Raw genomic sequence first — 11039 nt, forward strand, 5'->3', positions numbered from 1 at the left:
GCCGAAAACGCGGGTCGAGCAGCAGAAAAGAAGTTTTGAGATTCGACCAATCCGGCCCGTCCACCGCTCCGAATCACCGAGCGTCAGGCAAGTTGGACTGAGGACGGACGGCATGACACCTATCTCCATGGGCGGCTCGGGACGCAGGAGTCTCGCGACCCTCGTATGTGGCGCGCTGGCCGCCGGGGGGCTCGCAGCCGCCGGCGTGGCCACGCTGGAACCGGGGGCGGCCTCCGCCTCCAGTCACCGGGAGGCCCCGCTGATCTCGGGTGACCCCCAGTACGACAACACCGACGTGTACGCGTTCGTCAGCCCCGACAAGCCGGACTCGACGACGATCATCGCCAACTGGATCCCCTTCGAGGACCCGTCGGGCGGCCCGAACTTCTACCAGTTCGCCGAGGACGCCCAGTACGACATCCACATCGACAACAACGGTGACGGACAGGGCGATCTGCTGTACCGCTTCACCTTCAAGACGCACATCAAGAACAAGAAGACGTTCCTGTACAACACGGGCGCGGTCGAGAGCCTCGACGACCCGGACCTGAACGTCACGCAGACGTACGACATCGAGCTCTTCCGGCTGAAGCACCAGAAGGTCGAGTACAAGACGAAGGTCGCCGACGACATCCCGGTGGCGCCGTCGAACGTCGGCAAGGCGTCCATGCCGAACTACGAGAAGCTGCGCGACCAGGCGGTCTACAAGCTCCCCGGTGACGCGACGGCGTTCGCCGGCCAGGCCGACGACCCGTTCTTCCTGGACCTGCGCGTCTTCGACCTGCTGTACGGCGGGAACCTCACCGAGGTCGGCAACGACACGCTCAAGGGCTACAACGTCAACTCGATCGCCCTCCAGGTCCCGACGGACATGATCACCGAGTCCTCGCACCAGCCGGTCGTGGGCATCTGGTCGACGACTCAGCGCAGGAACGCGCAGGGGTACTACTCCCAGGTCTCGCGCCTCGGCAACCCGCTCGTCAACGAGGTCGTCAACCCGCTGAAGGACAAGGACAAGTTCAACGCGTCCTCGCCGTGGGAGGACGGGCAGTTCCTGAAGAACGTGACCAACCCCGAACTCCCCAAGCTCATCGAGGCGATCTACAAGATCCCGGCCCCGAAGGAGCCCCGCAACGACCTCGTCGACGTCTTCCTCAAGGGTGTGAAGGGGCTGAACCAGCCGCCCCACGTGCGGCCCGCGGAGGAGCTGCGCCTCAACACGTCCATCAAGCCCACCGATTCTCCGAAGCGGCTCGGTGTGCTTGATGGCGACAACGCCGGGTTCCCGAACGGGCGCCGACTGACCGACGACGTGATCGACGCGTCGCTCCAGGTCGTCGAGGGTGAGCTGGTCGGGTCCAAGAACGACCTCGGTGACGCGGTCGACAAGAACGACAAGGACTTCGAGAAGTCGTTCCCGTACGTCGCGCTGCCGACCGAGGGTTCGCGCGGTCCGCTCGCCAAGGGCACGTCCGGCGGGAACGACGTCCGCAACCAGCTCGGGGACGCGCTGTCGCCGGCCGGTGCCTCCGGGTCGGACAACATGGGGCTGATCGCCGGGTCCGCGGGTGCGGGTGCGGCCGGGATCGTGCTCATCGGGGCGGCGCTGGTGTGGTGGCGCCGAATGCGGAGGCGTGCCTACTGAGGTTGGCGGTGCCTACGGGGGTGCCTCGATCTGCCGTCTGGCGGGCGCGGGTTCGCTGTGGCTGGTCGCGCAGTTCCCCGCGCCCCCAAGGGCCCTCGACGCACCCCCCTGTAACTGGCGCGGCCTGCGCGTACTCATCCCCCACGGTGCAGGCCGCGCCGCAGTACACGATCGATCACGAACGAATCAGGAGAGGGCATGTCCGGGTCTACGACCGACAGCGCACCCGAGAGCGAGCACGACGGATCGTCGGAGACCGTGGAGCCCTCTGCTCAGGCCGATGACGAGAAGGTCGCCGCCGTGCGGCGGGTCTCCGAGGCCGGGCGGCGCTGGCGGGCCGCCCAACTCGCCGGGTGCGCGGCTTTGTTGGCCGTCGCGCTGACGGGTGGGTCGATCGCCTTCGGGGCGCTGCGGGACGGCGGCACGGCCACCGTCGCCAGTGCGTCGTCGGCGGTGTCGCCCGGGCTCATGGCGAGTGGCGACCTCGACGCGAGCATCAGGGCGATCCAGGCCCATCTGCGCGGCCAGCCCAAGGACTTCGGCGGCTGGGCCACCCTCGGTCTCGCCTATGTCGAGCAGGCACGGACCAAGGGTGACCCCTCGCGGTACCCGCAGGCCGAGCAAGCTCTGCGGAAATCACTGGAGTTGAGGGCCGACAACGACCAGGGGCTCGCCGGTCTCGCCGCGCTCGCCGCGGCCCGGCACGACTTCAAGGGCTCCCTGACCTACGCCGACAAGACCCTGAAGCAGAACCCGTACGACGAGCGCGCCCTGTCCTCCCGGATCGACGCCCTCGTCGAACTCGGCCGCTACGACGAGGCGTCGAAGGCCGCCGACCTCGCGGACGCACGGCGGCCCGGCATCCCGGTGTTCACCCGCTACGCCTACGTCCACGAACTCCGCGGCGACGTCCGCACCGCCCGGACCGTCCTGGAGCGGGCCCTGTCGAGCGCGACCACTCCGGGCGACATCGCCTACGTGGCCACCGCGCTGGGCCAACTCGCCTGGAACCAGGGCGACCACGACACGGCACTGACCGACTACGCCCGCGCCCTCGCCGCCGACGACGCCTACCTCCCCGCCCTGGAGGGCAGGGCCCGGGCCCAGGCCGCGAGCGGCGACCGGGCCGCCGCCATCAAGGGCATGGAGGCCGTCGTGGCCCGGTATCCGCTGCCCGGGCCGCTCGTCGCGCTCGGGGAGCTGTACGAGGACCGGGGCGGGGACGGCGACAAGGCGAAGGCCCAGGACCAGTACGCCCTGGTGGACGCCTGGACGGCCCTCGCCCGGGCCAACGGCGTCAACGCCGACCTCGACACCGCGATGGCCGCCGCCGACCACGGGGACAAGGCCGCCGCCCTGCGCGCCGCCCGCGCCGAGTGGGCCCGCCGGCACACCGTGCACACCGCGGACGCCCTCGCCTGGGCCCTGCACGTGAACGGCCGGGACAGGGAGGCCCTGCCGTACGCCCGCCGGGCCACCGCCACCGGCTACCGCAACGCCTCCTTCCTCTACCACCGCGGGATCGTCGAACTCGCCGCCGGCGACCCGAAGGTGGGCCGGAGCCACCTCTCCTCCGCCCTGAAGCTCAACCCCGGTTTCTCCCCCCTCGGCGCCCGCGAGGCCCGCAAGGCTCTCAAGGAGGCGTCCAAGTGAAGCCCCGCCGTCTGTTCGCGTCCCTCACGGCCGTCCTGACGGCGGCCTGTGCGCTCGCGCTGCTCCCTTCCGGCAGCGCGAGCGCCCACCCCCTCGGCAACTTCACCGTCAACCGCTACGACGGTCTCGTCGCCGCCCCCGGCCGGCTCCGCGTCGACCACGTCGAGGACCTCGCCGAGATCCCGGCCACCCAGGCCGAGCCCGACATCAGGAAGCTCGGCATGACCGAGTGGGCCGACCGGCGCTGCCAAAAGGCCGCCGAGGGTGCCGAGGTCACCGTCGACGGCCGTACGGTCGTCCTCGCCGCGCAGAGCAGCCACGCGCGCGTGCGGCCCGGTCAGGCCGGGCTCGACACCCTGCGCGTGGAGTGCCGGCTGACCGCCCCGCTGCCCGAGGACGCCACCGTCACGCTCGCCTTCCACAGCGCGGGCACCGACTCCGGGCCCGGCTGGCGCGAGATCACCGCGCGCGGCGACCGGATGACGCTCGCCGCCTCGGACGTGCCCGAGAAGTCGGTGTCGGACGAACTGACCACGTACCCGCAGGAGTTGCTCTCCTCGCCCGCCGACACCGTGACCGCCGCCCTGCAGGTGCGGCCCGGTGGAGCGGCCCTCGCCGAGGAGCGGTCGGACGCCCCCGCCGCCTCCGTGCTGCCCCGGGGCGCCGACCGCTGGACCCGCGCCCTGGACTCCCTGGTCGCCCGGCACGACCTCACCGTCGGCTTCGCGGCGCTCGCCCTGCTCATCGCGGTCGTCCTCGGCGCGATGCACGCGCTGGCCCCGGGGCACGGCAAGACCCTGATGGCCGCGGTGGCCGCCGCCCGTGGTGGCAGGGCCCGGATGAAGGACGTCCTGCCGCTGGCCGCCTCCGTGACCGTCACCCACACCTTGGGCGTGGTCGCCCTGGGCCTCCTGGTCGCGGCCGGCTCGGCGGCGGCCCCCTCGGTGATCGCGTGGCTGGGCATCGCGAGCGGGGTGATGGTGACCGCGGCGGGCGTCACCCTGCTGCGCCGGGCCCTGCGCACCCGCGCGCATCAGCATCAGCACGGGCCCACGCACACGCATGAGGCGGCTACCGCCGACCGGACCGAGGAACGCGCGCTGGTCCTGGTCGCCGCGCACACGCGGACGGCGTCGGCGTCGGCGGAGACGCACGCGCACACACAGACGGCGTCGGCGTCGGCGTCGGCGGAGACGCACGCGCACCCCCACACGCCCGGCCACACGCACGACCACGGTCACGATCACAGCCACGACCACGACCACGACCACGACCACGACCACCGGCATGATCACGCGCACGGCCACTCCCACGATCACGGGCACCCGCACCCGCACCCGCACCCGCACCCCCTCGACCACTCCCACACCCTCGAACACACCCACGGCGGCTTCACCCACACCCACGCCGTAGCCCCCACCCTCCGCGGCACGATCCTGCTCGGCTTCGCCGGCGGGCTCGTGCCCAGCCCCTCCGCCGTCGTCGTGCTCGTCGGTGCCGCCGCGCTCGGACAGGCCTGGTTCGGGCTGCTGCTCGTCGTGGCGTACGGGGTCGGGCTGGCCCTGACCCTGACCGCGGCCGGATTCGCCGTCGTCAGGCTGGGCAGTGGAGTCACACGACTGCTGGACAGGCGCCCCCGCCTGGCCGCGAGCCCGATGACCGCGCTGGTGCGCAGGACCGCGCCCCTGATGTCGGCGTTCGTCGTGGTGGCTCTCGGGGCAGGATTGGTGCTCAAGGGGGCGGCATCCGCACTCGGCTGAGCTACTTTTGTACAGAAATCATGTGCAACATCACGCGGAGTGGAGATTTCGCCCGGATGCGAATGGGGGACGCCCGTGTCCGAAGAACCGGGCAGTGAACGAGTGATCGCCGGCCGCTACCGCCTCCTGTCCCCGCTCGGCGAGGGCGGCATGGGAACGGTGTGGCGCGCCCGTGACGAGGTGCTGTACCGCGAGGTCGCCGTCAAGGAGGTGCGCGCGCCGCACGGACTGCCGGCACACGAGGTCGAGCGGCTGTACGCCCGCCTCGAACGCGAGGCGTGGGCGGCGGCCCGGGTCGCCAACCGCAATGTGGTGACGGTGTACGACGTGGCCACCGAGGACGGCCGCCCGTGGATCGTCATGGAGCTGGTGCGCGGCATCTCGCTCGCCGAACTCCTGGACGCGGAGGGCCCGCTCAGCCCCCAGCGGACGGCGCACATCGGCGCCGAGGTGCTCTCCGCGCTGCGGGCCGCGCACGAGGCCGGGGTGCTGCACCGGGATGTGAAGCCCGCGAACGTCCTGCTGTCGAACGACGGCCGCGTGGTGCTCACCGACTTCGGCATCGCCCAGGTCGAGGGCAGTTCGGCGCTCACCATGACCGGCGAGGTCATCGGCTCCCCCGAGTTCCTGGCCCCGGAGCGGGCGCTGGGCCGCACTCCGGGCCCGGAGTCCGACCTGTGGTCGCTGGGTGTGCTGCTGTACGCCGCCGTCGAGGGCAACTCCCCCTTCCGGCAGAACACCCCGCTCAGCACCCTGCGCGCGATCGTGGACGAGGAGCTGCCGCCGCCGTACCGGGCCGGTCCGCTCGCGCCGGTGATCGAGGGGCTGCTGCGCAAGGATCCGGCGGAGCGGCTGCCGGCCGACCGGGCCGAGCAGGAACTGCGGATCATCGGGGCGGGAGGCACGCCCCGGGCCGATGCCGTGCAGGCGGGGCCGTACGCCCCGACCGTCGCGGCGCCCTTCCCGCAGGAGCCGCCGACGGCCCCGTACCGGCCGGCGCCCACTCCCCCCTCCACCCCCGTCGCGGCCTCCGGGCCCCCGGAGCGCAACCGTCGCGCGACGGCCGTCCTGGTCGCGGGTGTACTGGCGTTGGCGCTGGCGATCGCGGGGCTGACGTACGCGCTGCTGAACCAGGACAACGGCGACAAGGGCGGGGAGACGGCCAAGGACACCGCCCCGGCGGTGAGTTCACCCGCGCCGACCGGGACCGACGAGACCGGCGAGACCGGTGAGGACACCCCGACCCCGAGTCCGAGCAAGAGCACCACGAGCGCGCCTCCGCCGCAGTCGGTGGACGTCTCGTTGTCGGGTTCGAACACCGACTACGAAGGCACCTGCCCGCCGGACAGGTCCGCGGCCCCCACCTTCACGGTCACGCTGACGGTCGGGCGGCTCCCGGCGACGGTGACCTACCGCTGGGTGTCGGAGAACGGCTCGGTGAACGGCAGTTGGAAGACGCTCACGTTCCCGGCCGGTGGTGACAGGACGCAGGAGGACCGGCGGTTCGTCACCACGCAGGACGACAGCGGGACCTTCCAGGACACCATCAGCGTGGAGGTCCGCGACCCGGTCGAGAAGACGTCCGAGGCGGTCCCCTTCTCGCTGACGTGTGTGGCGGAGACCCCGACCGGCGGCACCGGCGAGGCCTCCCCCACTGCGTCCCCGTGAGAGGAGATCAGGCCGCGCTGTTCAGGACCGGGAGGTAGCCGCCGGACTGGCCGGCCGCGGTCGGGTGGTAGGACTCGCCGATGTTGAGCAGGTTGAGGCTGTGCAGCCAGGCACTGCCGGAGCACAGTTCGTGGCCGGTGAAGGCGGAGCGGACGTCGCCCCAGGCGAAGCCGTGGTCGGCGGCGCGCTTGGCGATCGCGGTGTCGAGGTAGTCGGCGGCGTCGTTGATCGCCTTCCGCTTGGTCTCGGAGAGGCCGAGGCAGGTGGTGCCGAGCTTGTAGAAGCGGGGGTAGCCGAAGACGACCACGTGGGCGTTGGGGGCCCTGCCGCTGATCTGCGAGTAGACGATGTCGAGTTGGCCCGGGAGGGTCGAGTCGACGTACGCCTTCGCGGTGTTGATCCGGGACAGGCAGGAGCTGTCGGACTGGAGCACACAGGTCGTCATGACGTCGGCGAATCCGGCGTCGTTGCCTCCGATGCTGATGGTGACGAGGGCGGTGGCGGAGCTGAGCGGGGTCAGCTGGTTCGCCAGAACATCACCCGTACGGGCGCCCGAGCACGCGGTGAACGCGAACGACGAGGGTGAGTGGGCGGCTGCCCAGAGGTAGGGGTAGGCCTTCGTGCTGCGCTTGCAGTCGCCGCTGGAACTGATGTAGCTGCCCGCGCCGACACCCGAGGAATAGGAGTCCCCCAGGGCCACATAGGGGCCCTCGGCGGCGTGGGCGGTGCCTGTCCCGGTGAGGACTGCGGCGAGGGCGAGGAGGAGTGAGCCGACGTACGCGGCAAATCGGGAACGTCTCATGGAACCTCCCTTTAGCAGGATCTCTGCCGTATCCGTCGTAGCAACGACACGGGGCGACGGGAAGTGTCCATGCCAAAATCGCCCATCATTTCGTGGACATGACAGGTTTGTTGACTCCTCCTCAACTCCCTTGTTCTACCCCCGTAGACGGCCCAGCCTTTACCTCAGCCCGGAGCGGAACGCGACGCTCCCGGTCGTGTGCGCGATCCCGCGCGCACCCCCCACGGACCCGCGCCCGACCCAGGCGCGGGTCGCCCATGAGGAGGACTCCCTCGTAATGGCACAGCTGCGTAGCAAGAAGTTCCGGTTCGCCGCCATAACCACCCTGGCGACCACCGCCCTCGTCGGCGGGCTCACCGCCCTGCCCGCCGAGGCCGCTCCGGCCGAGGGCACGGTCCTCGCCTCCGGCTCCCCCACGGCCGTCAAGGACAGCTACATCGTCACGCTCAAGAAGCACGCGGGCTTCACGTCCTCGTCCAGCGAGGGCAAGGGGCTCATCAAGGGGTACGGCGGGACGGTCAAGAAGACCTTCGGTTCCGCGCTCAACGGCTACACCGCCACGCTCTCCGCGACCGAGGCGAAGAGACTCGCCGCGGACCCGTCGGTGGCCTCCGTGGAGCAGAACCAGACCGTCCACCTCGCCGACACCACGCAGTCCTCCGCCCCGTGGGGCCTGGACCGCGTCGACCAGGCCGCGCTCCCGCTCTCCGGCACCTACACCTACCCGGACACCGCGGGCAGCGGAGTCACGGCGTACGTCATCGACACCGGCGTCCGCATCACCCACAGCCAGATCAGCGGCCGCGCCTCCTACGGCTACGACGCCGTCGACGGCGACACCACCGCCTCCGACGGCAACGGCCACGGCACCCATGTGGCCACCACGATCGCGGGCTCCACCTACGGTGTCGCCAAGAAGGCGAAGGTCGTGGCGGTGCGCGTGCTCGACAACGCCGGCTCCGGCACCACCGCCGGCGTCATCGCGGGCATCGACTGGGTCACCGCCAACCACTCCGGTCCCTCGGTCGCCAACCTGTCGCTCGGCGGCGGCGCGTCCAGCACCCTGGACACCGCGGTCAGGAACTCCATCGCGAGCGGCGTCACCTACGCCGTCGCGGCCGGCAACAGCAGCGCCAACGCCTCCTCGTACTCCCCGGCCCGTGTCACCGAGGCGATCACCGTCGGCGCCACCACCAGCACCGACGCCCGGGCCAGTTACTCCAACTACGGCTCGGTCCTGGACGTCTTCGCCCCCGGCTCCTCCATCACGGCGGGCTGGTACACCAGCGACACCGCGACGAACACCATCTCCGGTACCTCGATGGCGACCCCGCACGTCGCGGGCGCGGCCGCGGTCTACCTCGCCGGCCACACCTCGGCCACCCCGGCCCAGGTCGCCACGGCGCTCGTGAACGGTGCCACGTCCAACGTGGTCACCAGCCCCGGCACCGGCTCGCCCAACAAGCTCCTGAAGATCGTGCGGTAGTACCCGAACAGGTGGCCCCCGGAGTCGTCTCACACCTCCGGGGGCCACGCCCATGTCCAAGTCCGTACCAGTCGGTCTTGACGGCCCCCACGGCACTGCGCGACATTGAAGCCCGGCATCCGGCGCTTTCTGGGGGGAAACGTCGCCCATGCACACCACAGACATCCGGAGATCTGCCCGTGCGTCGGACAGAGACCTGACACCACTGCTCGCGGGCGCCGCGACCGCCGTGGGGGGATTCGGCGCACTGCTCGCGCTCACCGGCTCCGACTCACCGCTGCGCGCCCCGCTCACGCTCTTCTTCCTGCTGGTGGCGCCCGCCGCCGGTATCGCCGCCGCGCTGCGCGGCTTCGATCCGTTCGCCCGGACGCTGGCCGCACTGGCCGGTTCGGTCGTCCTCAACATGCTGGTGGCGCAGGGCATGCTGGCCACGCACCGCTGGTCGGCGCGCGGCGGCGTCATGGCGGTGGCCGTGATCAGCGCCCTCATCCTCCTGCTGGTGCTGCTGCGGCGGCGCCGTACGGCGAAGGGTCAGGACGTCTGACGTGGACATCAGCGTGTACCGCCCCGGCGAGCTGAGCGCGGCCGACCGGGTGGCGTGGACCGCTCTGCAGTCCAAGGCCCATCTTCAGGGCACGCCGGATCTGGCGAACCCTTTCCTGTCCCCCGAGTTCGCGCTCGCGGTGGGCCGGTGCAGGCGGGGCGTGCGGATCGCCGTCGTACGGGAACAGGGCGAGCCCGCCGCGTTCCTCCCCTTCCAGAGGACCGCCGCCGGTGTCGGCCGGGCCGTCGGCCTCGGTGTCTCGGACGCCCAGGGACTGGTGCACCGGCCCGGATTCACCTGGGACGCGCGGGAGCTGCTGCGCGCCTGCGGGCTGGCCGTCTGGGAGTTCGACCATCTGGTGGCGGGGCAGGGCCCGTTCGAGGCGGAGGCCTCCGGCAGGTTCCCCTCTCCGGTCATGGACGTCGAGCAGGGCTACGAGACCTATCTGGCCGGGCTGCGGGAGCGCTCGCCGAAGTTCACCCGCACCACCCTCGCCAAGGAGCGCAGACTGGCCCGCACGGCGAGCGGGGTGCGTTACGTCCACGACGAGCGCGACCCGGCCGCCCTGCGGTCCCTGATGCGCTGGAAGTCCGCCCAGTACCGCAGGACCGGCCGCAGCGACCGTTTCGCGCACGAGTGGATCGCGCGACTGGTGGAGCAGCTCTTCCACACCCGCTCGGAGTCGTTCGCCGGGATCCTCTCGGTGCTGTACGCCGACGGGAAGCCGGTCGCCGCCCACTTCGGGCTGCGCACGGAACGGGTGCTCGCGTGCTGGTTCCCGGCGTACGACCCGGACTACGCGAAGTACTCCCCGGGTCTGGTCCTGCATCTGCGGATGGCCGAGGCGGCCGCCGCCGACGGCGTCGCCTACCTCGATCTGGGCCGGGGACAGAAGGAGTACAAGGACTCCCTGAAGACACGGGAACTGACCGTGTCGGAGGGGTGGGTGACCCGCCGGCACCCGGTCGCGGTCGGACACCGCGTCCGCCGGGTTCCGGTGCGGGCACTGCGCAACGCCGTGGTGGCACGTCCGGAGCTGTTCGAACCCGCGGACAGGCTGCTGAAGAAAATGGGAAAGATCCGCTCCGGCGGGACTGTAACGGTCAAACCAACAAAAACGTGAGACGTCGTTCCAGGTCTTGCCATACAGGTTCAAACGTCAATACCGTCATACATCACACCCGCACCGTCCCGTCATCGAGCGGCTCTAGGGGAGGGCTCAAGGACCGCGACGGGGGGCGCGGGGCGCGGTAGGGGGGTGCCGTGCTCGGTGACCGCAGTTTGTGACCGAGTCGTGCCGCGCGACCGGCCGTCGTCTCTTCGAACAAGCACGTCTTCGGAACAAGCACGACACGACGGCGGTCGGCCAGCTTTGCCAGCTCACCCGGCAGGTACGGAGACGTCCTCCGGCATGCCGTGAGTGAGAACCCCCCTTTCGAACCGGAGCAACAAACCGGACCGCCCAGGGGCGGGCGGTCCAC

Annotated in this window: 8 protein-coding genes; 7 read left to right on the top strand and 1 reads right to left on the bottom strand. The window is 71.1% G+C overall.

Translation table 11 applies throughout. The features are described from left to right. Positions 1 to 112: 112 nt before the first annotated feature. The 4 genes from ABZ098_RS20110 (at position 113) to ABZ098_RS20125 (ending at position 6726) form a co-directional block, all read left to right on the top strand. Positions 113 to 1645, top strand: coding sequence for a DUF4331 domain-containing protein (locus ABZ098_RS20110; protein WP_356592897.1), 1533 nt, complete (start codon positions 113 to 115; stop codon positions 1643 to 1645). 198 nt (positions 1646 to 1843) lie between these two features. Continuing rightward, positions 1844 to 3298: a tetratricopeptide repeat protein gene (locus tag ABZ098_RS20115; protein ID WP_356592899.1), complete on the top strand. Its 1455-nt coding sequence runs from the start codon at positions 1844 to 1846 to the stop codon at positions 3296 to 3298. Beyond that, entirely contained in the window at positions 3295 to 5058 is a 1764-nt protein-coding gene (locus ABZ098_RS20120; protein ID WP_356592901.1) for a sulfite exporter TauE/SafE family protein, read from the top strand. The genes ABZ098_RS20115 and ABZ098_RS20120 overlap by 4 nt, the downstream gene beginning before the upstream one ends. Positions 5059 to 5133: 75 nt before the next feature. Then, the gene (locus ABZ098_RS20125) at positions 5134 to 6726 is read left to right on the top strand and encodes a protein kinase (protein ID WP_356592903.1); all 1593 of its coding nucleotides are present in this window, start codon (positions 5134 to 5136) and stop codon (positions 6724 to 6726) included. A 7-nt stretch (positions 6727 to 6733) separates the two neighbouring features. Here ABZ098_RS20125 and ABZ098_RS20130 read toward each other — a convergent pair whose 3' ends face one another. Beyond that, positions 6734 to 7528 (bottom strand): SGNH/GDSL hydrolase family protein, encoded by a 795-nt coding sequence (locus tag ABZ098_RS20130; RefSeq protein WP_356592904.1) that lies wholly within the window; start codon positions 7526 to 7528, stop codon positions 6734 to 6736. Positions 7529 to 7805: 277 nt separating this feature from the next. On the opposite strand from ABZ098_RS20130, the gene ABZ098_RS20135 reads away from it, so the two are divergent. The 3 genes from ABZ098_RS20135 to ABZ098_RS20145 all read left to right on the top strand — a co-directional run bounded on the left by ABZ098_RS20135 (position 7806) and on the right by ABZ098_RS20145 (position 10681). Continuing rightward, on the top strand, positions 7806 to 9014 hold the full coding sequence (locus ABZ098_RS20135; RefSeq protein ID WP_356592906.1) for a S8 family peptidase: 1209 nt from the start codon (positions 7806 to 7808) through the stop codon (positions 9012 to 9014). Between the two features lie 148 nt (positions 9015 to 9162). After that, positions 9163 to 9558, top strand: coding sequence for a hypothetical protein (locus ABZ098_RS20140; RefSeq protein ID WP_356592908.1), 396 nt, complete (start codon positions 9163 to 9165; stop codon positions 9556 to 9558). A 1-nt stretch (position 9559) separates the two neighbouring features. Further along, positions 9560 to 10681 carry a GNAT family N-acetyltransferase gene (locus tag ABZ098_RS20145; protein WP_356592910.1) on the top strand — a complete coding sequence of 374 codons (1122 nt, stop codon included), beginning with the start codon at positions 9560 to 9562 and terminating at the stop codon, positions 10679 to 10681. Positions 10682 to 11039 lie beyond the last annotated feature (358 nt).

It is taken from the genome of Streptomyces sp. NPDC006335, from assembly GCF_040612795.1.
Taxonomy (GTDB): Bacteria; Actinomycetota; Actinomycetes; order Streptomycetales; family Streptomycetaceae; genus Streptomyces.